At 54.5% G+C, this 23,008-nt stretch carries 23 protein-coding genes and 2 pseudogenes; 23 read left to right on the forward strand and 2 right to left on the reverse strand.

What is annotated here, in order from left to right; all coding sequences use genetic code 11:
• The first annotated feature begins 75 nt into the window (after positions 1-75).
• The 3 genes from eptA to pmrB are packed head-to-tail and all read left to right on the forward strand — an operon-like array spanning position 76 to position 3,464.
• A complete protein-coding gene (eptA, locus tag ACE15A_RS02515) occupies positions 76-1,719 on the forward strand; it encodes a phosphoethanolamine transferase EptA (protein WP_023249520.1) in 1,644 nt (547 codons plus the stop codon).
• Positions 1,716-2,384: a two-component system response regulator PmrA gene (pmrA, locus tag ACE15A_RS02520; protein WP_053509225.1), complete on the forward strand. Its 669-nt coding sequence runs from the start codon at positions 1,716-1,718 to the stop codon at positions 2,382-2,384. The genes eptA and pmrA overlap by 4 nt, the downstream gene beginning before the upstream one ends.
• Before the next feature lie 9 nt (positions 2,385-2,393).
• Complete coding sequence (gene pmrB / locus ACE15A_RS02525) at positions 2,394-3,464, forward strand: two-component system sensor histidine kinase PmrB (RefSeq protein ID WP_077918513.1); 1,071 nt, start codon at positions 2,394-2,396, stop codon at positions 3,462-3,464.
• 8 nt (positions 3,465-3,472) lie between these two features.
• Here the strand turns inward: pmrB and pmrR are convergent, their stop codons facing one another.
• Both pmrR and proP read right to left on the reverse strand, forming a co-directional pair.
• Positions 3,473-3,562 carry an LpxT activity modulator PmrR gene (pmrR, locus tag ACE15A_RS02530; RefSeq protein WP_000844399.1) on the reverse strand — a complete coding sequence of 30 codons (90 nt, stop codon included), beginning with the start codon at positions 3,560-3,562 and terminating at the stop codon, positions 3,473-3,475.
• 69 nt (positions 3,563-3,631) lie between these two features.
• Positions 3,632-5,134 (reverse strand): glycine betaine/L-proline transporter ProP, encoded by a 1,503-nt coding sequence (proP, locus tag ACE15A_RS02535; protein ID WP_053509223.1) that lies wholly within the window; start codon positions 5,132-5,134, stop codon positions 3,632-3,634.
• 466 nt (positions 5,135-5,600) lie between these two features.
• On the opposite strand from proP, the gene ACE15A_RS02540 reads away from it, so the two are divergent.
• The 20 genes and pseudogenes from ACE15A_RS02540 to ACE15A_RS02635 all read left to right on the forward strand — a co-directional run bounded on the left by ACE15A_RS02540 (position 5,601) and on the right by ACE15A_RS02635 (position 22,912).
• Positions 5,601-5,936 (forward strand): zinc ribbon domain-containing protein YjdM, encoded by a 336-nt coding sequence (locus tag ACE15A_RS02540; RefSeq protein ID WP_000056482.1) that lies wholly within the window; start codon positions 5,601-5,603, stop codon positions 5,934-5,936.
• A 119-nt stretch (positions 5,937-6,055) separates the two neighbouring features.
• Positions 6,056-6,499, forward strand: a complete 444-nt coding sequence (gene yjdN, locus ACE15A_RS02545) for a VOC family metalloprotein YjdN (protein WP_023249516.1) — start codon at positions 6,056-6,058, stop codon at positions 6,497-6,499.
• Between the two features lie 132 nt (positions 6,500-6,631).
• Positions 6,632-7,420, forward strand: coding sequence for a phosphonate ABC transporter ATP-binding protein (gene phnC, locus ACE15A_RS02550; protein ID WP_023249515.1), 789 nt, complete (start codon positions 6,632-6,634; stop codon positions 7,418-7,420).
• Positions 7,421-7,443: 23 nt separating this feature from the next.
• Positions 7,444-8,445 (forward strand): phosphonate ABC transporter substrate-binding protein, encoded by a 1,002-nt coding sequence (gene phnD / locus ACE15A_RS02555; RefSeq protein WP_053509221.1) that lies wholly within the window; start codon positions 7,444-7,446, stop codon positions 8,443-8,445.
• A gap of 69 nt (positions 8,446-8,514) precedes the next feature.
• Positions 8,515-9,294 carry a phosphonate ABC transporter, permease protein PhnE gene (gene phnE, locus ACE15A_RS02560; RefSeq protein WP_053509219.1) on the forward strand — a complete coding sequence of 260 codons (780 nt, stop codon included), beginning with the start codon at positions 8,515-8,517 and terminating at the stop codon, positions 9,292-9,294.
• Between the two features lie 20 nt (positions 9,295-9,314).
• Positions 9,315-9,767, forward strand: a complete 453-nt coding sequence (gene phnG / locus ACE15A_RS02565) for a phosphonate C-P lyase system protein PhnG (RefSeq protein WP_053509217.1) — start codon at positions 9,315-9,317, stop codon at positions 9,765-9,767.
• Positions 9,764-10,129, forward strand: a pseudogene (phnH, locus tag ACE15A_RS02570) (phosphonate C-P lyase system protein PhnH); the annotation flags it as partial. The gene phnG and the pseudogene phnH, both read left to right, overlap by 4 nt.
• A gap of 3 nt (positions 10,130-10,132) precedes the next feature.
• Positions 10,133-10,408: pseudogene (locus tag ACE15A_RS02575) on the forward strand (carbon-phosphorus lyase complex subunit PhnI); the annotation flags it as partial.
• Positions 10,409-10,454: 46 nt separating this feature from the next.
• A complete protein-coding gene (gene phnJ, locus ACE15A_RS02580; protein WP_053509252.1) occupies positions 10,455-11,246 on the forward strand; it encodes an alpha-D-ribose 1-methylphosphonate 5-phosphate C-P-lyase PhnJ in 792 nt (263 codons plus the stop codon).
• On the forward strand, positions 11,243-12,001 hold the full coding sequence (gene phnK, locus ACE15A_RS02585; protein ID WP_023249508.1) for a phosphonate C-P lyase system protein PhnK: 759 nt from the start codon (positions 11,243-11,245) through the stop codon (positions 11,999-12,001). The genes phnJ and phnK overlap by 4 nt, the downstream gene beginning before the upstream one ends.
• Positions 12,002-12,010: 9 nt before the next feature.
• Complete coding sequence (gene phnL, locus ACE15A_RS02590; RefSeq protein WP_023249507.1) at positions 12,011-12,691, forward strand: phosphonate C-P lyase system protein PhnL; 681 nt, start codon at positions 12,011-12,013, stop codon at positions 12,689-12,691.
• The gene (phnM, locus tag ACE15A_RS02595) at positions 12,688-13,824 is read left to right on the forward strand and encodes an alpha-D-ribose 1-methylphosphonate 5-triphosphate diphosphatase (protein ID WP_023249506.1); all 1,137 of its coding nucleotides are present in this window, start codon (positions 12,688-12,690) and stop codon (positions 13,822-13,824) included. Before phnL ends, phnM begins: the two co-directional genes overlap by 4 nt.
• A 2-nt stretch (positions 13,825-13,826) precedes the next feature.
• Positions 13,827-14,381, forward strand: a complete 555-nt coding sequence (gene phnN, locus ACE15A_RS02600) for a ribose 1,5-bisphosphokinase (RefSeq protein WP_053509212.1) — start codon at positions 13,827-13,829, stop codon at positions 14,379-14,381.
• Positions 14,368-14,802 carry an aminoalkylphosphonate N-acetyltransferase gene (gene phnO / locus ACE15A_RS02605; RefSeq protein WP_053509210.1) on the forward strand — a complete coding sequence of 145 codons (435 nt, stop codon included), beginning with the start codon at positions 14,368-14,370 and terminating at the stop codon, positions 14,800-14,802. The genes phnN and phnO overlap by 14 nt, the downstream gene beginning before the upstream one ends.
• A 7-nt stretch (positions 14,803-14,809) precedes the next feature.
• Positions 14,810-15,568, forward strand: a complete 759-nt coding sequence (gene phnP / locus ACE15A_RS02610; RefSeq protein ID WP_380912561.1) for a phosphonate metabolism protein PhnP — start codon at positions 14,810-14,812, stop codon at positions 15,566-15,568.
• Between the two features lie 341 nt (positions 15,569-15,909).
• Positions 15,910-17,895 carry an alkyl/aryl-sulfatase gene (locus ACE15A_RS02615; RefSeq protein WP_053509206.1) on the forward strand — a complete coding sequence of 662 codons (1,986 nt, stop codon included), beginning with the start codon at positions 15,910-15,912 and terminating at the stop codon, positions 17,893-17,895.
• A gap of 215 nt (positions 17,896-18,110) precedes the next feature.
• Positions 18,111-18,386: a YtcA family lipoprotein gene (locus tag ACE15A_RS02620; protein ID WP_053509205.1), complete on the forward strand. Its 276-nt coding sequence runs from the start codon at positions 18,111-18,113 to the stop codon at positions 18,384-18,386.
• 19 nt (positions 18,387-18,405) lie between these two features.
• Positions 18,406-19,437 carry a multidrug transporter subunit MdtN gene (gene mdtN, locus ACE15A_RS02625; protein WP_053509203.1) on the forward strand — a complete coding sequence of 344 codons (1,032 nt, stop codon included), beginning with the start codon at positions 18,406-18,408 and terminating at the stop codon, positions 19,435-19,437.
• Entirely contained in the window at positions 19,437-21,461 is a 2,025-nt protein-coding gene (gene mdtO, locus ACE15A_RS02630; protein WP_053509201.1) for a multidrug efflux transporter permease subunit MdtO, read from the forward strand. Before mdtN ends, mdtO begins: the two co-directional genes overlap by 1 nt.
• Positions 21,458-22,912: an MdtP family multidrug efflux transporter outer membrane subunit gene (locus ACE15A_RS02635; protein WP_380912567.1), complete on the forward strand. Its 1,455-nt coding sequence runs from the start codon at positions 21,458-21,460 to the stop codon at positions 22,910-22,912. Before mdtO ends, ACE15A_RS02635 begins: the two co-directional genes overlap by 4 nt.
• Positions 22,913-23,008: the final 96 nt, after the last annotated feature.

Here is a 23,008-nt window from a genome sequence, read left to right on the forward strand (position 1 = left end):
TAACATTAAGTTCTTAAGGTTCACTTAATTTTATTTTGTCACGATTAGCGTCACTGAATCGATGGACGCATCAACATGTTAAAACGCTTTCTTAAAAGACCTGTTCTTGGGCAAATCGCCTGGCTTCTGCTTTTTTCCTTTTATATTGCCGTCTGCCTGAACATTGCGTTCTATAAGCAGGTACTACAAGACCTACCGTTAAACTCGCTGCGCAATGTGCTGGTGTTTATTTCCATGCCGGTCGTCGCGTTCAGCGTGGTCAATAGTGTGCTGACGCTGGCCTCATTTATTTGGCTAAACCGGCTGCTGGCCTGCATTTTTATTCTGGTCGGTGCTGCCGCGCAGTATTTTATTTTGACTTACGGCATCATCATCGATCGCTCCATGATCGCCAATATGGTGGATACCACGCCTGCGGAAACCTTTGCGCTGATGACGCCGCAAATGGTGCTGACACTGGGATTAAGCGGCATTCTGGCAGCCATGGTTGCCTGCTGGATTAAAATTCGCCCCGCGATGCCGCGCTTACGTAGCGGGCTTTACCGCCTGGCCAGCGTCCTGATCTCTATTTTATTAGTTATTCTGGTCGCCGCCTTTTTCTATAAAGATTACGCCTCGCTATTTCGAAATAATAAACAGTTGATCAAAGCGTTAAGCCCATCGAACAGTATTGTCGCCAGTTGGTCATGGTATTCGCATCAACGGCTGGCGAATTTGCCGCTGGTACGCATTGGCGAGGATGCCCATCGCAATCCATTAATGCTGAAAGGCGATCGCAGAAACCTGACGATCCTCATCGTTGGCGAAACCTCACGCGGCGATGATTTCTCTCTTGGCGGCTATCCGCGCGACACCAATCCGCGGCTGGCAAAAGACGATGTGATCTACTTTCCGCATACCACCTCTTGCGGTACGGCGACCGCGATCTCCGTTCCCTGCATGTTCTCTGATATGCCGCGCAAACATTATGACGAAGAGTTGGCGCATCACCAGGAAGGGCTACTGGATATTATCCAGCGCGCGGGGATTAACGTACTGTGGAATGATAATGACGGCGGCTGTAAAGGCGCATGCGATCGCGTTCCGCATCAAAATGTCACCGAGCTAAACCTGCCCGGCCAGTGTATCGACGGCGAGTGCTACGATGAGGTGCTATTTCACGGGCTGGAAGACTATATCGACCATTTGAAAGGCGATGGCGTTATTGTACTGCATACCATCGGCAGCCACGGCCCGACGTATTACAACCGTTATCCACCGCAGTTTAAAAAATTTACCCCAACCTGTGACACTAACGAAATTCAGAACTGTTCCCAACAGCAGTTGGTCAACACCTATGATAATACCGTGCTGTACGTGGACTATATTGTGGATAAAGCCATTAACTTGCTGAAATCCAAACAGGATAAATTTACTACCAGTCTGGTCTATCTTTCCGATCACGGCGAATCATTGGGCGAAAATGGCGTCTATTTACACGGTCTGCCGTATTCCATTGCGCCGGACACGCAAAAACATGTCCCGATGCTTATTTGGCTTTCCAAAGATTATCAACAACGTTATCAGGTAGATCAATCTTGTCTACAAAAACGGGCGAGCACGCTGGATTATTCACAGGACAATCTTTTCTCAACCATGCTGGGATTAACCGGCGTACAAACGAAGTATTACCAGGCCGCAGATGATATTCTGCAACCGTGCAGGAGATTAAGCGAATGAAGATTCTGATTGTTGAAGACGACACGCTATTATTACAGGGGTTAATACTCGCCGCGCAAACCGAAGGCTATGCGTGTGATGGCGTTTCGACAGCACGTGCCGCCGAGCATAGTCTGGAGTCAGGTCATTACAGTCTGATGGTGCTGGATTTAGGGCTGCCCGATGAAGATGGCCTGCATTTCCTGACGCGAGTGCGGCAGAAAAAATATACCCTGCCGGTACTCATTCTGACCGCCCGCGATACGCTCAACGACCGTATTACCGGGCTGGATGTCGGCGCAGATGATTATCTGGTTAAACCCTTCGCCCTGGAGGAGTTGCACGCCCGTATCCGCGCCCTGCTGCGCCGCCATAATAATCAGGGTGAAAGTGAACTGACGGTTGGCAATCTGACGCTCAATATGGGTCGACATCAGGCGTGGAGGGACGGACAGGAACTGACCCTGACGCCTAAGGAGTACGCGCTGCTCTCACGGTTGATGCTCAAGGCAGGCAGTCCGGTGCACCGGGAAATTCTTTATAACGATATCTACAACTGGGATAACGAACCCTCGACCAACACTCTGGAAGTGCATATACATAATTTACGCGACAAAGTCGGCAAGTCGCGCATTCGCACGGTTCGCGGGTTTGGCTACATGCTGGTTGACACTGAGGAAAGCTAAGTGAGCCTGATGCGTTTTCGGCAAAGAGCGATGACCCTTCGCCAGCGTTTAATGCTGACAATCGGTCTTATTCTGCTGGTGTTCCAGTTAATCAGTACCTTCTGGCTATGGCATGAAAGCACCGAGCAAATCCAACTGTTCGAGCAGGCGCTGCGGGATAATCGCAACAACGATCGCCATATCATGCACGAAATTCGCGAGGCGGTCGCCAGCCTGATCGTCCCCGGCGTATTTATGGTTAGCCTGACGTTGCTGATTTGCTACCAGGCGGTACGGCGTATTACCCGTCCGCTCGCCGAACTGCAAAAAGAGCTGGAAGCGCGGACGGCGGATAATCTGGCGCCGATCGCCATTCACAGCTCCACGCTTGAGATTGAGTCCGTCGTCTCGGCGATCAATCAACTGGTTACGCGTTTGACCACCACGCTCGACAATGAACGCCTTTTTACCGCCGATGTGGCCCATGAGCTACGCACGCCGCTGTCAGGGGTGCGTTTGCATCTGGAATTATTGTCAAAAACCCACAATATTGATGTTGCGCCGCTTATCGCCCGTCTTGACCAGATGATGGATAGCGTCTCCCAGCTTCTGCAACTGGCGCGCGTGGGCCAGTCATTCTCTTCCGGAAATTATCAGGAAGTAAAACTGCTGGAAGATGTGATCCTCCCCTCCTACGATGAGCTGAACACCATGCTGGAAACGCGCCAGCAAACTCTGTTGCTACCGGAAAGCGCGGCGGACGTGGTGGTACGCGGTGACGCGACGTTACTGCGTATGCTGCTGCGAAATCTGGTGGAAAACGCGCATCGCTATAGCCCTGAAAGAACCCATATCACTCTCCACATTAGCGCCGCCCCCGACGCCATTATGGCGGTCGAAGACGAGGGGCCGGGTATTGATGAAAGCAAATGCGGGAAGCTAAGCGAAGCGTTCGTGCGAATGGACAGCCGTTATGGCGGAATTGGACTGGGGCTGAGTATCGTCAGCCGCATCACCCAACTGCATCAGGGACAGTTTTTCCTGCAAAACCGTACGGACAGAACAGGCACCCGTGCCTGGGTGCTGTTGAAAAAGGTATAAACAGGCGTTTAATACGTAGTGACCCACACATAGATAAAACTGCTGACAATCAGCACACTACACAGGGTCGTCAAACTTTTATAAATATAGCTTTTCATGACGCTCTCCTCCAAAGGTATGGAGGAGAGTGTGCCAGCGAGAGATTAAGCGAACCTTAAGCGCGACATTTATTCATCGATGCGCGGATGTTGCTGTACCAGACGCGAACGTTTAACCTGCAACTCCGCAATTTCCTGATCGATGTCGTCGATTTTCTGCTCAATATTATCGTAATGCTCGCCCAGAATTTCCTTCGCTTCCTGGATGTCCGACGCCGCTGGCGTTGCGCCTTTTAGCGGGCGATTGGCCGTCTCTTTCATGGAAATACCGGTAATCAAGCCTATCACCGCGATGACCATCAAATAATACGCCGGCATCATCAGATCCTGCGAACTTTCCACCAGCCAGGCCGCCAGCGTCGGCGTCAGACCGGCAATCAATACAGAGATGTTAAAGGCCGCCGCCAGCGCGCTGTAGCGAATATGCGTCGGAAACATCGCCGGCAACGTCGAGGCCATCACCCCGGTAAAGCAGTTCAAAATCACCGCCAGCATCAACAAACCGGCAAAAATCAGGCCAATAACGTTACTGTTAATCAAAATAAAGGCCGGAATTGCCAGCGCAAACAGCGCAATGCTGCCCATAATCACAAACGGACGACGACCGAAACGGTCGCTCAACAGCCCCATCACCGGTTGCACAAACAGCATCCCGATCATAATAGCGATGATAATCAACACGCCGTGATCTTCAGAATAGTGCAGGTTATGCGACAGATAGCTCGGCATGTAGGTGAGCAGCATGTAGTAGGTCACGTTGGTGGCAATCACCAGACCGATACACGACAACAGGCTACGCCAGTGTTTGGTGGCGATCTCTTTAAAAGAGACTTTCGGCCCATCCTGCAGCCCTTCGCGGTCGCCCTGCTCCAGTTTCTCCACGTGCTGCTGGAACGCTGGCGTCTCTTCCAGCGCATGGCGTAAGTAGAGACCGATAATCCCCAACGGCAGGGCGATAAAGAACGGAATACGCCAGCCCCACTCCAGGAAATTCTCCTCACCGACAATCGTCGAGATTAAGACCACCACGCCCGCGCCCAGCACGAACCCTGCGATGGAACCAAAATCCAGCCAGCTTCCCATAAACCCGCGTTTACGGTCCGGCGAATATTCAGCGACAAAGATCGATGCGCCGGTATATTCCCCGCCAACCGAGAAGCCCTGCGCCATTTTACACAGTAGCAATAATATTGGCGCCCAGATACCGATCGTCGCGTAAGAAGGAATTAACCCGATACAGAAGGTACTGATCGACATAATCACAATCGTGATCGCCAGGATCTTCTGGCGCCCGTATTTATCGCCGAGCATACCAAAGAATAACCCGCCGAGCGGTCGAATCAGGAAGGGAACGGAAAACGTGGCCAGCGCGGCAATCATCTGGACGCTGGGATCGGCGCCGGGGAAAAAGACTTTACCCAACGCATAGGCAACAAATCCATAAACACCAAAATCAAACCACTCCATCGCGTTGCCCAGCGAGGCGGCGGTAATCGCTTTGCGAAGTTTACCGTCATCAATGATGGTCACATCGCCCAGTGTAATCGGTTTTATTTTTTTCCTTTTCAGCATAGCTGTCCTCATAGGCTAAGCCCTGTAGCGCTATATACGGCGGGCACCGGCATACCGCGCCAGCGTCGCCGTCGAGCGGAGAGAGAGCGCGAACGCTATCCCTCATACAAGCGTAGCAGGTTTACTTACACTGTCCGGTTACGGACTGTACAACCGAACCTGTTGACGCCTGAATGGGCAGTTAATGACCTCTTTACCCTAACAGTGTTTAAATATGTGATCAACTTCACACATATATGTCAATCTGGTCAAAAGGTGTAAACAAGGACGCCCTCATGCGCTGTGGTGACAGGAAAAAAGCGGTTATTCGGCTGTAAACCATTGCGGACTGGCGTTGCGCAGCCGCTTTTATAAAAGCGGCAATAGTCCCGACAACGCTAAGGATTTTGTGTATAATTGCGGCCTTTTTCGGCGATCTGCCATTTTTGGGCGCGTTTGCCCCCGCTGACTTTTTGAGGAAACCAACATGTCATTACCCCACTGCCCGCAATGTAACTCCGAATATACCTACGAAGATAACGGCATGTTCATCTGCCCGGAATGCGCCCACGAATGGAACGATGCGGAGCCTGCTCAGGAGAGCGATGAACTGATTGTCAAAGACGCTAACGGCAACCTGCTGGCGGACGGCGATAGCGTCACCATCGTGAAAGATCTGAAAGTAAAAGGCAGCTCTTCCATGCTGAAAATCGGCACCAAAGTGAAGAACATTCGTCTGGTTGAAGGCGACCATAACATCGACTGCAAAATCGATGGTTTTGGCCCGATGAAACTGAAATCCGAGTTCGTGAAAAAGAACTGATTTACCGTGTCATTGCCCGGTAACGCCTCGCTTACCGGGCATGAGCCGCCCTTCCACCGACAATATTGTACAAATTTCGAACTACACTTAACGAGCGTCTCTTACCTGAGGTAACCATCATGCCGTTAAGTCCCTATCTCTCTTTTGCCGGCAACTGTGCCGACGCCATCGCGTATTACCAACAAACGTTAGGCGCAAAACTGCTCCATAAACTCAGCTTCGGTGAAATGCCCCCATCGGCGGCGGATAACGAAGAGGGCTGCCCGTCAGGAATGCACTTTCCCGATACCGCTATCGCCCACGCCAACATGCGCATTGCGGGCAGCGACATCATGATGAGCGATGCCATCGCGTCGGGAACGGCGCATTATTCCGGCTTTACGCTGGTGCTTGATACCCACGATGTGGAAGAAGGGAAACGCTGGTTTGATAACCTTGCCGCACAAGGGCAAATCGAAATGGACTGGCAGGAGACCTTCTGGGCGCATGGTTTCGGCAAGGTCAGCGATCGGTTCGGTGTACCGTGGATGATTAACGTTGTTAAACAGCAGCCTGCCACCTAACTCCCCGGGAGGCGCAGCCTCCCGCAGTGTCATCAAATCCCCCTTAATTCTTCATCTTGAAGTAACCAGTCATTAACTAAAACGTCACATAAATCCGCCACGATGGGGCCACTTTTCCAGGGAGGCCGCAGTATGCAAACGATTATTCGTGTCGAGAAACTCTCCAAAACGTTCCAGCAAAATCGGGCGCTTAATGCGGTTGATCTGCATATCGCCGCCGGTGAAATGGTCGCGCTGCTTGGGCCGTCCGGCTCCGGCAAATCCACTCTTTTACGTCATTTGAGCGGGCTTATCACCGGCGATAAAACGCCGGGTAGCCATATTGAGCTACTGGGCCGTACCGTTCAGCGCGAGGGCCGACTGGCGCGCGACATTCGTAAGAGCCGCGCCCATACCGGCTGTATCTTTCAGCAATTCAACCTGGTCAACCGCCTGACGGTACTGGAAAACGTGCTGATTGGCGCGCTCGGTAGTACGCCGCTCTGGCGTACCTGTTTTCGCTGGTTCAGCCGGCAACAGAAACAGCGAGCATTTCAGGCGCTGACCCGCGTCGGTATGACGCACTTTGCGTATCAGCGCGTCTCTACGCTCTCCGGTGGTCAACAGCAGCGCGTCGCCATCGCCCGTGCCTTAATGCAACAGGCGCAAGTCATTCTCGCCGATGAACCCATCGCTTCGCTGGACCCGGAGTCGGCGCGCATCGTGATGGACACGCTGCGCGATATCAACCAGACAGATGGCATCACTGTGGTCGTCACGCTACATCAGGTGGACTACGCCCTGCGCTACTGCGAACGGATTGTCGCGCTGCGGCAGGGAAACGTCTTTTACGACGGTGGCAGCCAGCACTTTGATAACGATCGATTTGACCATCTTTACCGCAGCATTAATCGCGTCGAACAGAACGCGCAGGCTGCTTAACGTCCCCTTAGTGAGGAATGGAAATGCGCTATAAAACCGTTGCCGCGCTGGCCTTCACCAGCATATTGCTAAGTTCTGCCCACGCCGCAGAGCAGGAAAAGGCGCTGAATTTTGGCATTATCTCGACTGAATCACAGCAAAATCTGAAGCCACAGTGGGACCCGTTCCTGAAGGACATGGAAAAGACGCTGGGTGTGAAAGTGAATGCCTTCTTCGCCCCGGACTACGCGGGCATTATTCAGGGGATGCGCTTTAACAAAGTCGATATCGCCTGGTATGGCAATCTTTCCGCGATGGAAGCGGTGGATCGCGCCAACGGCCAGGTTTTCGCTCAAACCGTTGCGGCGGACGGATCGCCTGGCTACTGGAGCGTGTTGATCGTCAACAAAGACAGTCCGATCAACAATCTCAACGATCTGATCGCCAAACGTAAAGATCTTACCTTCGGTAACGGCGATCCTAACTCCACCTCAGGCTTCCTTGTTCCCGGCTATTACGTCTTCGCCAAAAACAGGATTTCTACCAGCGACTTCAAACGTACCGTTAATGCCGGACACGAAACCAACGCGCTGGCGGTCGCCAACAAGCAGGTGGATGTCGCCACCAACAACACCGAAAACCTCGATAAGTTAAAAACCTCCGCGCCGGACAAGCTGAAAGCGTTGAAGGTGATCTGGAAGTCGCCGTTGATCCCTGGCGATCCTATCGTCTGGCGTAAAAATCTCCCCGACGCCACCAAAGATAAGGTGTACGACTTCTTTATGAACTACGGCAAAACGCCGGAAGAAAAAACCGTGCTTGAGCGTCTGGGCTGGGCGCCGTTCCGCCCCTCCAGCGACCTGCAACTGGTACCGATTCGCCAGCTAACGCTGTTTAAAGAAATGCAGAGCATAAAGGACAACAAAGGGCTGAGCGAGAAAGAGAAAGTCAGCAAAACCTCGGCGCTGAAAGCGCAACTTGACGATCTCGACCGCCTGACCGCCGCCCTCGGCGCGATGACCAGCGTAAATAAAGTGGTTCAGTAATGCGTAGGCCGGGTAAGCGCAGCGCCTTACCCGGCCTACCGGTAAACAATCCTTCTTACGGAGCCAAATATGCACACCATCACCGTCGCCCCGCCAAAGCGTAGCTGGTTCTCGCTGCTAAGCTGGGCCATCCTGCTTGCCGTGCTGGTCGTGTCGTGGAAGGGCGCCGAAATGGCCCCATTCACGCTAATCGAGGATTCCGGCAATATGGCGACCTTCGCCGCCGACTTCTTCCCGCCGGACTTCAGCCAGTGGCAGGACTATCTCGGCGAGATGGCCGTGACTCTGCAAATCGCCGTCTGGGGCACTGCCCTGGCCGTCATTCTGTCGATTCCTTTTGGCCTGATGAGCGCCGATAACATCGTATCGTGGTGGATTTATCAGCCGGTACGCCGCTTGATGGACGCCTGTCGCGCCATTAATGAAATGGTCTTCGCCATGCTGTTTGTCGTCGCCGTCGGTCTCGGCCCGTTCGCGGGGGTGATGGCGCTGTTTATCCACACCACCGGCGTGCTCTCCAAGCTGCTTTCCGAAGCAGTCGAAGCCATTGAGCCCGGCCCGGTTGAAGGTATTCGCGCTACCGGCGCTAATAAGCTCGAAGAAATTCTTTTTGGCGTACTGCCGCAGGTAATGCCGCTACTGATCTCCTACTCGTTATACCGTTTTGAATCTAACGTCCGCTCCGCGACGGTGGTTGGAATGGTCGGCGCAGGCGGCATCGGCGTCACCCTGTGGGAAGCGATTCGCGGCTTTCAATTCCAGCAAACCTGCGCCCTGATGGTGTTAATCATCGTCACCGTCAGCCTGCTGGACTTTCTCTCTCAGCGTTTACGTAAACATTTTATCTGATTAACGAGGCACTGCTTGCCATGCACTTCGATACCCCCACCCGCCAGCGCTGGATGCGCGCGCTGGCTTACAGCAATGCCGATGCGCTGAACGCCCGTATGCAGGCGTTAAAACTGACCCCAACCTATGAACTGATTCGCGCCCCGGAAACCGGACTGATGCAGATTCAGGCGCGAATGGGCGGCACCGGCAGCCGCTTCTTTGCTGGCGACACCACTCTGACGCGGGCAGTCGTGCGCCTGAAAAGCGGCACGCTGGGCTACAGCTATCTGCTGGGTCGCAACAAACCGCACGCCGAACAGTGTGCCGTCATCGACGCCCTGCTTCAGGAGCCGTCTCATTTTCAGACGCTGATGGAAACCTTAATTGCCCCGCTGGAGGCGGAGCGTGAGGCGCAAATTCGCGCTCGTGCTGCCGAAGTCAACACCAGCCGGGTCGACTTCTTCACGCTGGTACGCGGGGATAACGCATGACACCATCTACGGCACTACAGACCGCCTTTAACCTGCCCGTCCAGGACGCGCAACAGAGCTTTCGCCGCCTGCTGAAAGCGATGAGCGAACCGGGCGTGATTGTTGGCTTGCATCAACTGAACCATGGCTGGCAGCCGCTAAATCTTGCCACGACCAGCGTCTTGCTGACGCTGGTTGACGGCGACACCCCGGTCTGGCTATCGCCTGCCGTTAATAACGATATCGCCCGCCAGAACCTGCGCTTCCACACCAACGCGCTGCTGGTTGAACAACCGCAGCAGGCCACCTTCGCCGTCGCCGACGCGCGCATCAGCGGCGAGCAGCTTAACGCGCTTTCCGCCGGTTCCGCCGTCGCGCCGGAAAACGACACGCCGCATTTTACCCGCGGCTACGGACTGGTCTTCGGCATGAGCGAACGTAAAGCAATGGCAATGGCGCTGATGGACAGAGCCCTACAGGCGCCCGACTACGATGAAGCGGTCACAGGCCCGGCGCAGGACGAAGAGTTCGTACTGGCGCATGCGGATAACGTCGAGGCGGCGGGTTTTGTTTCGCATCTCAAGCTCCCCCATTACGTCGATTTCCAGGCCGAGCTGGAACTGCTCAAACGCCTGCAACAGGAGGCCGTCCGTGACCACTAATCTCTCTGGCTACAACTTTGCCTATCTGGACGAGCAGACTAAGCGCATGATCCGCCGCGCGATTTTAAAAGCGGTGGCGATTCCTGGCTATCAGGTGCCGTTTGGCGGCCGCGAAATGCCGATGCCTTACGGCTGGGGTACTGGGGGTATTCAGCTAACCGCCAGTGTGATTGGCGAAGCGGACGTGCTGAAAGTGATCGACCAGGGGGCGGACGACACCACCAACGCGGTGTCTATCCGCAACTTCTTCAAGCGCGTCACGGGCGTAGCTACGACGGAGCGCACCGAAGACGCGACGCTGATCCAGACCCGTCATCGAATCCCGGAAACACCGCTGGTGGAAGATCAGATCCTTATCTATCAGGTACCAATCCCGGAACCGTTGCGCTTTATCGAACCCCGTGAAACGGAGACCCGCACCATGCACGCGCTGGAAGAGTACGGCGTGATGCAGGTGAAGTTGTATGAAGATATCGCCCGCTTCGGCCATATCGCCACTACCTACGCCTATCCGGTGAAGGTGAACGGGCGCTACGTCATGGACCCATCGCCCATCCCGAAATTCGATAACCCTAAGATGGACAGGATGCCCGCGCTGCAACTGTTCGGCGCGGGACGGGAAAAACGCATCTATGCCGTACCGCCGTATACACGGGTGGAAAGTCTCGATTTCGACGACCATCCGTTCCGCGTACAGAGCTGGGACGAACCCTGCGCTATCTGCGGCTCGACGCACAGCTATCTCGACGAAGTGGTGCTGGATGATAGCGGCAAACGGATGTTTGTCTGCTCCGACACCGATTACTGCCGCCAACAGAGCGAGGCTCTCAACCCATGACGCAACCGCTGCTTTCGGTCAATAACCTGACGCATCTCTACGCGCCGGGCAAAGGCTTCAACAATGTCTCTTTTGATCTGTGGCCTGGCGAAGTGTTGGGTATCGTCGGGGAGTCCGGCTCCGGCAAAACCACTCTGCTGAAATCGATCTCTTCACGTCTGATACCGCAGTCCGGTGAGGTTCAGTATCAGAACCGTTCGCTGTATGGCATGAGTGAAGCCGATCGCCGCCGTCTGTTGCGTACCGAATGGGGCGTGGTGCATCAGCATCCGCTGGACGGTCTGCGCCGTCAGGTTTCAGCGGGCGGCAATATCGGCGAGCGTCTGATGGCGACAGGTGCGCGTCACTACGGAGAAATCCGCGCTACCGCCCGGCGCTGGCTGGAGGAGGTTGAAATTCCCGCCTCGCGCATCGACGACCTACCCACCACCTTTTCCGGCGGGATGCAGCAACGTTTGCAGATTGCCCGTAACCTGGTCACCCACCCCAGACTGGTATTTATGGACGAGCCCACCGGCGGGCTGGACGTCTCCGTACAGGCGCGTCTGCTCGATCTGCTGCGCGGTCTGGTGGTGGAGCTGGATCTGGCGGTGGTAATTGTCACCCATGATTTAGGGGTCGCCCGCCTGCTGGCGGATCGTCTGCTGGTGATGAAACAGGGACAAGTGGTGGAAAGTGGGTTAACCGACCGGGTACTCGACGATCCGCATCACCCGTATACCCAGTTGCTGGTGTCGTCGGTATTGCAAAATTAAGAGGCCAACATGATTCACGTTGAAAACGTCAGTAAAACCTTCGTGCTCCACCAGCAAAACGGCGTGCGTCTGCCGGTACTGAAAAACGCCACTCTGGCAGTGAAAAGCGGCGAATGCGTGGTGCTCCACGGTCACTCCGGCAGCGGTAAATCGACGCTACTGCGCTCGCTGTACGCCAATTATCTGCCCGATGAGGGGCATATCCGGATTCGTCACGGCAATGAGTGGGTAGATCTGGTGCAGGCGCCGACGCGTAAGGTGCTGGAAGTCCGTCGCTCGACCATCGGCTGGGTAAGCCAGTTTTTACGCGTCATTCCGCGCATCTCCGCGCTGGATGTCGTCATGCAGCCGCTGCTGGAACTGGGCGTCCCGCGTGACGTTTGCGCCGCCAAAGCCGCCCGGCTGCTCACCCGTCTGAATGTGCCGGAACCGCTATGGCATCTAGCCCCTTCCACCTTTTCCGGCGGCGAACAGCAGCGCGTGAACATCGCGCGCGGATTTATCGTCGATTATCCGATTTTGTTGCTGGATGAACCTACCGCCTCGCTGGACGCCAACAACAGTGCCGCTGTGGTCACGCTGATTACCGAAGCCAAAGCGCGCGGCGCGGCCATCGTCGGTATTTTTCATGACCAGGCCGTGCGCGACCGCGTGGCGGATCGTTTGCATGCGATGGGAATCACCTCATGATTATCAATAATGTAAAACTGGTACTGGAAGATGATGTGGTACAGGGTTCGCTGGAAATGCAGGACGGAGTTATCCGTGCCTTCGCTGAAAGCCGTAGCCGCCTTCCTGCAGCGCTGGATGGCGAAGGCGGCTGGCTGCTGCCGGGGTTAATAGAGCTGCATACCGATAACCTCGACAAATTCTTCACCCCGCGTCCTAAGGTCGACTGGCCTGCTCATTCGGCGATGAGCAGCCATGATGCGCTGATGGTCGCCAGCGGCATTACTACCGTGCTGGACGCTGTCGCCATTGGTGATGTGCGCGACGGCGGCGACCGTCTGGAAAACCTGGAGAAGATGATCAATGCCGTGGAAGAGACGCAAAAACGCGGACTCAACCGCGCCGAACATCGTTTACATCTGCGCTGCGAGCTACCGCATCACACCACCCTGCCGCTGTTTGAAAAGCTAGCCGATCGCGACGCCGTCACCCTGGTGTCGCTGATGGATCACTCGCCAGGTCAGCGCCAGTACGTCAGTCTTGAGAAATATCGCGAGTATTACCAGGGAAAATATCATCTGACCGACGACGAAATGGATCGTTTTGAAGCGGAACAGATCGCGCTGGCCGAACGATGGTCCACCCCGAATCGTCAGTCCATCGCCGCGATGTGTCAGGCACGTCATATCGCCCTGGCAAGCCACGATGACGCCACTTACGCACATGTGCATGAATCGCATCTGATGGGCAGCGTAATCGCCGAATTTCCTACCACCTTTGAAGCCGCAAAAGCCTCACGTCAGCATGGGATGAATGTACTGATGGGCGCGCCGAATATCGTGCGCGGCGGTTCGCACTCCGGCAACGTGGCAGCCCATAAGCTGGCTGAACTGGGGCTGCTGGATATTCTCTCTTCCGACTATTACCCCGCCAGCCTGCTGGATGCGGCGTTTCGCGTCGCGGATGACGCCAGTAACACGTTTACCCTGCCGCAGGCCATTTGTCTGGTAACACGCAATCCCGCGCGGGCGCTCAAGCTGGATGATCGCGGCGTCGTCGCGCAAGGGAAACGCGCCGATCTGGTGCTGGCGCACCGTAAAGGCGATCACGTCCATATCGATCATGTCTGGCGTCAGGGGAAAAGGGTGTTTTAACGATGGGAAAACTGATCTGGTTAATGGGGCCATCCGGCTCCGGTAAAGACAGTTTGCTGGCGGAACTTCGTCAGCAGGAACATGAACAGTTGCTTATCGCTCACCGCTACATTACTCGGGCGGCCAATGCGGGTAATGAAAACCATATCGCGTTGAGTGAAAAAGAGTTTTTCATTCGTGCGGGACAAAACCTGCTGGCGCTGAGCTGGTATGCTAACGGTTTTTATTACGGTCTCGGTATTGAAATCGATCTCTGGCTGCACGCCGGTTTTGACGTGGTGGTCAACGGTTCACGCGCACATCTGCCGCAGGCGCAGGCGCGCTACGGCGTTTCTCTATTACCGGTTTGCTTGACGGTTTCACCCGATATTTTACGCCAGCGACTGCAGATGCGCGGGCGAGAAAATGACGCCGAAATCGCCGCCCGTCTGGAGCGAGCGGCGCATTATCCGCCGTTTAACTGTCCTACCGTTAATAATGACGGAAGTTTGCTACAGTCTGTCGAAAGACTGCTCATTTTGATGGGACGTAAGGAGGAACATTATGCCAGTCTGTGAATTACGTCGCGCAACGGCAGAGGATATCGATTCCGTTTACGCGCTTATCTGTGAGCTGAAGCAAGATGAAATTAATTATCAAGCCCTTAGAGAAGGATTCGCCGCTAACTTGCAGGACCCCCATTTTCGATATCATTTAGCGCTTTACAATGGAGAGGTGGTTGGCATGATCGGCCTGCATATACAGTTTAACCTTCATCATGCGAACTGGATCGGCGAAATTCAGGAGCTGGTGGTGATGCCGCAGGCGCGTGGGTTGAAGGTGGGGAGCACACTGTTGGCCTGGGCGGAAGAGGAAGCGCGTCGGGCGGGCGCGGAGATGACGGAGCTTTCCACCAGCATTAAGCGCCACGACGCTCATCGATTCTATCTACGCGAAGGTTATGCGCAGAGCCACTTCCGCTTCACCAAAATGCTGTGAGGCATTGATGAGTTTTATCATTACGCTGACAGGCACCGGCGGCGCGCAGGGCGTACCGGCATACGGCTGCGACTGCCCTGCCTGCCGTCGGGCGCAAATGCAGCCCCGGTTTCGCCGTCGCCCCTGTAGCGGCGTGGTCAAATTCAACGATGCCGTCACCTTGATCGATGCGGGTCTCCACGATCTGACAGATCGCTGGCCCGCCGGCTCGTTCCGGCAGTTTTTGCTCACCCATTATCATATGGATCATGTGCAGGGATTGTTTCCGTTACGCTGGGGTGTCGGGGCATCGATCCCGATTTATGGCCCGCCGGATGAGCAGGGGTGCGACGATCTGTTTAAGCACCCTGGCATCCTTGATTTCAGCTACACCGTTGAGCCTTTTGTAACGTTTGATTTACAGGGATTGCAGGTAACGCCACTACCGCTCAACCACTCAAAACTGACCTTTGGCTACCTGCTGGAATCGGCACACCGTCGCGTAGCATGGTTATCTGATACCGCTGGCTTACCCGATAACACCCTAAAATTTCTCCTCAACAACACCCTACAGGTAGTCGTGATCGACTGTAGCCATGAACCACTCCCCGCGCCGCCGCGTAACCACAACGACTTAAACAGAGTTATTGCTATTAAGGAGGTGATTCGTTGCCCGCGGGTCATTGTTACTCATATCAGCCATCAATTTGATACGTGGATGATGGCGAACATGCTGCCAGACGGTATTGAAGCAGGCTATGACGGGATGGAAATCATTCTGAAGTAAGCCCGCTTGTCGCCCCCGGGTACATCTTGTTTCGCCGCGATCTGAAAAACAGCTTTTTTGCTTTCACGCTTTAATCTTAGAAAATAAAGACTCTTTATATCGGTTTTAATTCATCAAAATACATTGAGTATAAAAATAATAAAAAATTTAAATGTTCACTCTATAAATAAATTAACCGTCAGTTAATTACTGTTGCGCACAAATACCTAAGAAAAATAGTTACCCCGCTCACACTTCTTATTCTAAAAATAACAGATTCGGTTTTATGATAGCAGGCAATACCAGACCGAACTCCCTTCGAGTAAATAAATTCACTACGCAGATGTTAAATGGAGATTTATATGAATAACGAGACGTTATTCCGTTTAAGCAGGACGTTTATTGCTATTACCGCCGCATCTGGTTTTTTTATTCATACCGCTTTCGCGGCTGAGCCTGCGAAAGAGGCGACCGCCTATACCCAACAGGTTAATCAACAATACACAAAGAACCTGCCGTTCAGCGATCGACAGGACTTTGCCGATGCGCAGCGTGGGTTTATCGCCCCCCTGCTGGATCAGGGTATTCTAAAAACCGCCAGCGGGAAGCCATTCTATCGTGCCGAAGACTACAAATTTGATATCAACGCGCCAGCGCCGGAAACGGTCAACCCCAGCCTGTGGCGTCAGGCACAGCTAAATGGCATATCCGGCCTGTTTAAAGTCACCGACCGCATGTATCAGGTACGCGGCCAGGATATCTCTAACATTACTTTTGTCGAAGGCGATACCGGTATTATCGTTATCGACCCGCTGGTGTCTCCGGCAGCGGCAAAAGCCAGCCTCGATCTTTACTTCCAGCATCGTCCGCAGAAGCCCATCGTGGCGGTCATTTATAGCCACAGCCACGTAGATCACTATGGCGGCGTTAAGGGCATCGTCTCGGAAGATGACGTGAAATCCGGCAAAGTGCAGGTGATCGCCCCCGCCGGATTTATGGATGAGGCCGTCAGTGAAAACGTCCTGGCAGGCAACATTATGAGCCGCCGCGGTTCTTATTCTTACAGCGCCCTGCTACCGCGCAATGTGAAAGGCAATATCGGCAACGGTCTGGGCGTTACGCTCACCGGCGGTGCGCCAACTATTATCGCGCCGACCATTTCTATTACCAAAACGGGCGAAAAACTGACTATCGACGGACTGGAATTTGACTTCCTGATGGCGCCGGGCAGCGAAGCGCCTGCCGAAATGCATTTTTATATCCCGGCTCTGAAAGCGCTGTGTACCGCCGAAAACGCCACTCACACGTTACATAACTTCTATACCCTGCGCGGCGCAAAAACCCGCGATACCAGTAAATGGACCGATTACCTGAACGAAACGCTGGATATGTGGGGTAGCCAGGCCGAAGTTCTGTTTATGCCGCACACCTGGCCGGTGTGGGGAAATCAGCACATCAACGACTATATCGGTAAATATCGCGACACCATCAAATATATTCATGACCAGACTCTGCATCTGGCCAACCAGGGTTACACAATGAACGAAATCGGCAACATGATTCAGTTGCCGCCCGCACTGGCGAATAACTGGGCCAGCCGTGGCTATTACGGCTCCGTCAGCCATAATGCTCGCGCCGTTTACAACTTCTACCTTGGCTACTTCGACGGTAATCCGGCTAATCTGAACCCCTACGGCCAGGTTGATATGGGCAAACGCTACGTCAAAGCCCTGGGAGGGTCTGCGCGTACCATTAATCTGGCGCGCGAGGCATACCAGCAGGGGGATTACCGCTGGGCGGCCGAATTACTTAAACAGGTTATCGCCGCCAATCCGGGCGATCAGATCGCCAAAAATTTGCAGGCCGACACCTTCGAACAACTCGGTTATCAGGCGGAATCCGCGACCTGGCGCGGTTTCTACCTGACGGGCGCTAAAGAACTGCGTTCCGGCGTGGCGAAACTGCCGGTCGGCGCATCGGCTTCTCCTGACACGCTTAAAGGGATGTCGGTAGAAATGTTGTTTGATTATATGGCGATTCGTCTGGATAGCGCCAAAGCCGCCGGGAAAGACATCAGCCTGAACTTCAACCTGGACAGTGGCGAAAACCTCAACCTGACGCTGAATGATAGCGTGCTGAACTATCGCCAGACGCTGCAGCCGAAAGCCGATGCGTCTTACTATATCAGTCGCGCCGATCTGCACAGCGTCCTGACTGGTCAGGCGAAAATGGCCGATCTGCTGAAAGCGAAGAAGGTGAAGGTGATTGGCAACAAGGCGAAGCTGGATGAAATTATCGGCTGTCTGGATCAATTTGATTTTTGGGTCAATATCGTGACGCCAAATTAATCATGCCCGCGTCCGGACGGCAAGCCCGTTCCGGACGCATTTCAATTGATATTTAAAATATAATTAAATGAAAAATATAAATTATAAATAAGTTATGAATGCGGTGAGGAAATAAAGCTATTTTTATCCTGCTGAAAAATAGCCATACTGTGATCCCCACTTCTCTTTCACATTCACCCCGGATATTGTTCGCAATAAACAGGATGTATTTTATTATGCAAATAGTTAAATCCAGGATTGTGACGCAGCTAAAAAAACGCAGCCTGCTCGTTTCAGCGATATTACTCACGGGGTGCTCGTTGCCTCCAGCTATTCCTGTTATTGGCGCCTATTATCCCGACTGGCTTTTCTGCATTATTGCTGGCGTCATTCTCACGCTCGTCACCCGACAAGTCATGCTACGTAAATATCAAACGCCGCCGTTGGCGGGCGTCATATATACCGCCCTTTTTGCCCTCTACTCCATGCTGTTCTGGCTGGTATTTTTCTAATTCATATTGAGATGCGCTCATGGAAAGCTCGCCGAAGAAAACTCCTCGTAACAAAGTTCCCGCCCTGGTTCTGGTTCTGCTCGCGCTGGTCGTCATGGTGTTTGTCATCTGGCGGGTAGACAGCGCGCCCTCGACGAGCGATGCCTATGCCTCCGCCGATACCATTGATGTGGTTCCGGAGGTGAGCGGTCGTATTGTCGAGCTGGCGGTGGTGGATAACCAGCAGGTGAAAAAAGGCGATCTCTTGTTCCGTATCGACCCCCGTCCCTACGAAGCCAGTCTCGCTAAGGCGGAAGCCGCGCTCGCCGCGCTGGATAAACAGATTATGCTGACCCAACGTAGCGTTGACGCGCAAAAATATGCCGCCAGCTCCGTTGAAGCGACGGTCGCCAAAGCGCGTGCGGCGGCGAAACAGGCCAACGATACGCTGCACCGTACCGAGCCGCTACTGTCGGAAGGGTTTGTTTCGGCGGAAGATGTCGATCGCGCCAGAACCGCGCAGCGTGCTGCCGAAGCCGATCTCAATGCGGTTTTATTACAGGCGCAACAGGCCGCCAGCGCCGTGAGCGGCGTCGATGCGCTGGTCGCGCAGCGCGTCGCGGTACAGGCGGATATCGCTCTGACTAAACTGCATCTCGACATGGCGACGGTACGTGCGCCCTTTGATGGCCGCGTGGTGTCCTTAAAAACCTCGGTCGGTCAGTTTGCTTCCGCGATGAAACCCATTTTCACGCTTATTGATACTGACCACTGGTACATTATCGCCAACTTCCGCGAAACCGAGTTGAAAACCATTCATGCCGGAACGCCCGCCACTATCCGCCTAATGAGCGACAGTGGTAAAACGTTCCAGGGCAAAGTAGACTCCATCGGCTTTGGCGTACTGCCGGACGATGGCGGTATGGTAATTAGCGGCCTGCCGCGCGTATCGCGCTCCATCAACTGGGTACGCGTAGCCCAGCGCTTTCCGGTGAAAATCATGGTCGAAAAACCCGATGCGGCGCTATTTCGCATTGGGGCTTCAGCGGTCGCCACCCTTGAGCCGCAATAATGAACGCGCTTAACTACCTGCCGCTACCGGTCGTTAAACTGCTGGCTTTTTTTCATGAGGAGCTCAGTGAACAGCGCCCTGGCCGACTCACGCAGATAGCCCAATTGTGGGTTAGTTGTCTGCTGGTCGTGCTGATCTCTATGACCTTTGAGATCCCGTTTCTGGCTATCTCTCTGGCTGTGCTGTTTTATGGCGTACAGTCGAACGCGTTTTACACCAAATTCGTGGCGATCCTGTTTGTGGTCGCGACGGCGCTGGAAATCGGCAGCCTGTTTCTGATCTACAAATGGTCCTATAGCTATCCGCTAATGCGCATGATTATCGCCAGCGTGGTAGTGCTGTTTTGTATGTTTATGATGCGTACCCACCGACTGGGGTTGCTCTTTTTCGCGGTGGCTATCATCGCCGTATACGGGCAAACCTTCCCCGGTATGCTCGACTATCCGGAGGTTGTGGTTCGTCTCACGCTGTGGTGTATCGTTGTTGGGCTCTATCCAACGCTGCTGATGGTATTGATCGGCGTATTGTGGTTCCCCAGCCGCGCGGTAACGCAAATGCGACACGCCTTGTGCGCCCGTCTCGACGATGCCGTTAGCCATTTGCTGACCGACATTGCGCCGCAGGCAGAAAAATACGTTGAGCGGGACGTGCTGGCGCTGCAAAAGCTGAATGTATTCTGCCTGGCCGATGATGCCGACTGGCAGGCGCGTAGCGCGTGGTGGCAAAACTGCGTTTCCACCGTCACTTATCTGTACACTACGCTCAACCGTTATTCTGCCGACGCCGCGTCGCAATATCCGGCGCTGGTGCAAAAGATACGAAATGAGATCGCGTCGCTGCAACAGGCGGTCGCCCAGGGCGAACCCTGGCAGAGTACATGGTCGCTCAGCGCGCAAGAGCGCGTCGCCGCTCGGGCGTGCGGGCTGGAAACTATCTGCGACCAACTGCGCCAGCTTGGACAGATGTCGCCCGACACGCCGCCTGCGCCTGTCGCCAAACCACCCGCCATGGCGCCGGATGCCTTCAGTAACCCGGTCTACATACGCTACGCGCTGAAAACGCTGCTGGCCTGCATGATTTGCTACGTCTTCTATTCCGGCGTCGACTGGGAAGGCATTCACACCTGTATGCTGACATGTATTATCGTGGCCAATCCAAGTATCGGCTCGTCATATCAGAAAATGTCGCTACGCTTTGGCGGCGCGCTTTGCGGCGCGCTACTGGCGCTGCTGGTCGCCATTTTCGCCATGCCCAGGCTGGATAACATTGCCGAACTGCTGTGCCTGTTAGCGCCTGTCTTCCTGCTCGGCGCCTGGATAGCCACAGGATCGGAACGATCGTCCTATATCGGCACGCAAATGATTGTCACCTTTGCCCTGGCGACGCTCGAAAACGTTTTTGGCCCGGTTTACGATCTGGTAGAAATTCGCGATCGCGCGATGGGGATTTTAATCGGCACTGCGGTTTCCGCCGTCATTTATACGTTTATCTGGCCGGAAAGCGAAGCGGACGCTCTGCCGCAAAAACTGGCTGGCGCGTTAGGCATCCTGGGCAAACTATTGCGTATCCCGCGCCAGCCTGACCCTACGTCGCAACGGACATACCTTCAGCTACGTATCGGTTGCCATGCGGCATTTAATGCCTGCGAAGAGATGCGCGAACGCGTCGCGCTGGAATACCAACTTAGCGCCAAAGAGCGCGCGCGTCTGCTCGCCGACAGCCAGGCCGTCATCGATCTGGGGCGTGAAATGCTCTATCGCTGGGATATAACCTGGAATAGCGCCTCCCCTTCAGATCACGACGTGCAGCAAACGTACGCTGAGCGCATTGCGCAAGTATTAGAACATTATGCCGCCGGCCTTGCGAGCCGTACCAGCCGCTCGCCTGCGCTCGCTTTGACGGTGTCGCCCACATTACCTGAACAAGAACAAGGTATCGTGCACCTCATATCTTGCTTACCAGACTGGACGACCCCGGAACACACGCCAGCCGAAAATCCGCAGCAAGGAACTCCCCCATTATGATTCGAACCTCTTCACGCCTATTCCTTTGCTGCCTGCTTGGCGGCACCACGGCGCTTTCTGGCTGCGCGTTAATTCGCAGCGATTCTGCGCCGCATCAGCAGCTTCAGCCGGAGCAGATCAAACTGGCCGATGATATTCATCTGGCCAGTTCCGGCTGGCCGCAGGCGCAGTGGTGGCGACAATTCAACGACCCGCAATTGGATGCGATTATCCAACAAACGTTGGCGGGCTCCCATACGCTTGCTGAAGCAAAGCTGCGCGAAAAGAAAGCGCAGTCGCAGGCGGAACTGCTGGAGGCGGGTTCACAGCTACAGGTCGCCGCGCTGGGGATGCTTAACCGCCAACGGGCATCGGCGAATGGCTTTCTCGGCCCCTATGCGCTGAACGCGCCGAGGCTGGGCATGGATGGCCCGTATTATACGGAAGCGACTATTGGTCTGTTCGCCGGAATTGATCTCGATTTTTGGGGCGTACATCGTTCCGCCGTCGCGGCGGCTCTCGGCGCGCAAAACGCCGCGCTTGCCGAAACCGCCGCCGTGGAGTTGTCGCTTACCACCGGCGTTGCGCAGCTTTACTACAGTATGCAGGCCAGCTATCAGATGCTCGATCTGTTACAGCAAACTCGTGATGTCGTTGACTACGCGATACAAGCGCATCAGAGCAAAGTGGCGCACGGACTGGAAGCGAAAGTGCCCTACCACGGCGCAAGAGCGCAGATGTTGGCGGTCGATAAACAGATCGCCGCAGTAAAAGGGCAAATCAAAGAAACGCGCGAGTCGCTGCGCGCGCTGATGGGCACGGAAGCGATGCCGGACATCAAACCCACTTCGCTGCCGCAGGTCAACACCGGTATACCTTCCACGCTCTCTTATGAGCTGCTCGCCAGACGTCCGGACCTGCAAGCAATGCGCTGGTATGTTCAGGCGTCGCTGAACCAGGTGGACGCCGCCCGCGCCTTGTTCTACCCCAGCTTTGATATCAAAGCCTTCTTTGGCCTCGATTCCATCCATCTGGATAATTTGTTTAAAAACACCAGTAAACAGATCAACTTTATTCCGGGCTTACGCCTGCCGCTTTTTGACGGCGGACGTCTTAATGCCAACCTGGCAAGCACCAGGGCCGCCAGCAATATATTGATTGAACGGTATAACCAGTCCGTACTCAACGCCGTGCGTGATGTGGCGATCAATGGCACCCGTCTGCAAACGCTTAATGAGGAGCGCGACATGCAGGCACAGCGGGTAGACGCCACGCGTTATACCCAGGCCTCCGCCGAGGCGGCGTTAAAACAGGGGCTGGGAAGTCGATTACAGGCCACCGAAGCCAGACTTCCCGTGTTGAGCGAACAAGTTTCGCTGTTGATGTTGGATACCCAGCGCATTATTCAGAGTATCCAGCTTATCAAATCACTGGGCGGCGGCTATCAGGCCGCAAAAACCGAGCAGGACTGATAAATGTCATGCGGCATTTTCTTTCGACACGTCAAAACTGACGACAGCCTGTTTTTCGTCAGGGTTTTGAGCAAAATTCGCCCGTAATATCAGGGT

The organism is Salmonella sp. HY31 (assembly GCF_042604575.1).
Classification (GTDB): Bacteria; Pseudomonadota; Gammaproteobacteria; order Enterobacterales; family Enterobacteriaceae; genus Salmonella; species Salmonella diarizonae.

Excerpts from the sequence above, each read along its gene's own strand:
- eptA (WP_023249520.1), top strand. The coding sequence starts at position 76 with ATGTTAAAACGCTTTCTTAAAAGACCTGTTCTTGGGCAAATCGCCTGG.
- pmrA (WP_053509225.1), top strand. The coding sequence starts at position 1,716 with ATGAAGATTCTGATTGTTGAAGACGACACGCTATTATTACAGGGGTTA.
- pmrB (WP_077918513.1), top strand. The coding sequence starts at position 2,394 with ATGCGTTTTCGGCAAAGAGCGATGACCCTTCGCCAGCGTTTAATGCTG.
- pmrR (WP_000844399.1), bottom strand. The coding sequence starts at position 3,562 with ATGAAAAGCTATATTTATAAAAGTTTGACGACCCTGTGTAGTGTGCTG.
- proP (WP_053509223.1), bottom strand. The coding sequence starts at position 5,134 with ATGCTGAAAAGGAAAAAAATAAAACCGATTACACTGGGCGATGTGACC.
- ACE15A_RS02540 (WP_000056482.1), top strand. The coding sequence starts at position 5,601 with ATGTCATTACCCCACTGCCCGCAATGTAACTCCGAATATACCTACGAA.
- yjdN (WP_023249516.1), top strand. The coding sequence starts at position 6,056 with ATGCCGTTAAGTCCCTATCTCTCTTTTGCCGGCAACTGTGCCGACGCC.
- phnC (WP_023249515.1), top strand. The coding sequence starts at position 6,632 with ATGCAAACGATTATTCGTGTCGAGAAACTCTCCAAAACGTTCCAGCAA.
- phnD (WP_053509221.1), top strand. The coding sequence starts at position 7,444 with ATGCGCTATAAAACCGTTGCCGCGCTGGCCTTCACCAGCATATTGCTA.
- phnE (WP_053509219.1), top strand. The coding sequence starts at position 8,515 with ATGCACACCATCACCGTCGCCCCGCCAAAGCGTAGCTGGTTCTCGCTG.
- phnG (WP_053509217.1), top strand. The coding sequence starts at position 9,315 with ATGCACTTCGATACCCCCACCCGCCAGCGCTGGATGCGCGCGCTGGCT.
- phnJ (WP_053509252.1), top strand. The coding sequence starts at position 10,455 with ATGATCCGCCGCGCGATTTTAAAAGCGGTGGCGATTCCTGGCTATCAG.
- phnK (WP_023249508.1), top strand. The coding sequence starts at position 11,243 with ATGACGCAACCGCTGCTTTCGGTCAATAACCTGACGCATCTCTACGCG.
- phnL (WP_023249507.1), top strand. The coding sequence starts at position 12,011 with ATGATTCACGTTGAAAACGTCAGTAAAACCTTCGTGCTCCACCAGCAA.
- phnM (WP_023249506.1), top strand. The coding sequence starts at position 12,688 with ATGATTATCAATAATGTAAAACTGGTACTGGAAGATGATGTGGTACAG.
- phnN (WP_053509212.1), top strand. The coding sequence starts at position 13,827 with ATGGGAAAACTGATCTGGTTAATGGGGCCATCCGGCTCCGGTAAAGAC.
- phnO (WP_053509210.1), top strand. The coding sequence starts at position 14,368 with ATGCCAGTCTGTGAATTACGTCGCGCAACGGCAGAGGATATCGATTCC.
- phnP (WP_380912561.1), top strand. The coding sequence starts at position 14,810 with ATGAGTTTTATCATTACGCTGACAGGCACCGGCGGCGCGCAGGGCGTA.
- ACE15A_RS02615 (WP_053509206.1), top strand. The coding sequence starts at position 15,910 with ATGAATAACGAGACGTTATTCCGTTTAAGCAGGACGTTTATTGCTATT.
- ACE15A_RS02620 (WP_053509205.1), top strand. The coding sequence starts at position 18,111 with ATGCAAATAGTTAAATCCAGGATTGTGACGCAGCTAAAAAAACGCAGC.
- mdtN (WP_053509203.1), top strand. The coding sequence starts at position 18,406 with ATGGAAAGCTCGCCGAAGAAAACTCCTCGTAACAAAGTTCCCGCCCTG.
- mdtO (WP_053509201.1), top strand. The coding sequence starts at position 19,437 with ATGAACGCGCTTAACTACCTGCCGCTACCGGTCGTTAAACTGCTGGCT.
- ACE15A_RS02635 (WP_380912567.1), top strand. The coding sequence starts at position 21,458 with ATGATTCGAACCTCTTCACGCCTATTCCTTTGCTGCCTGCTTGGCGGC.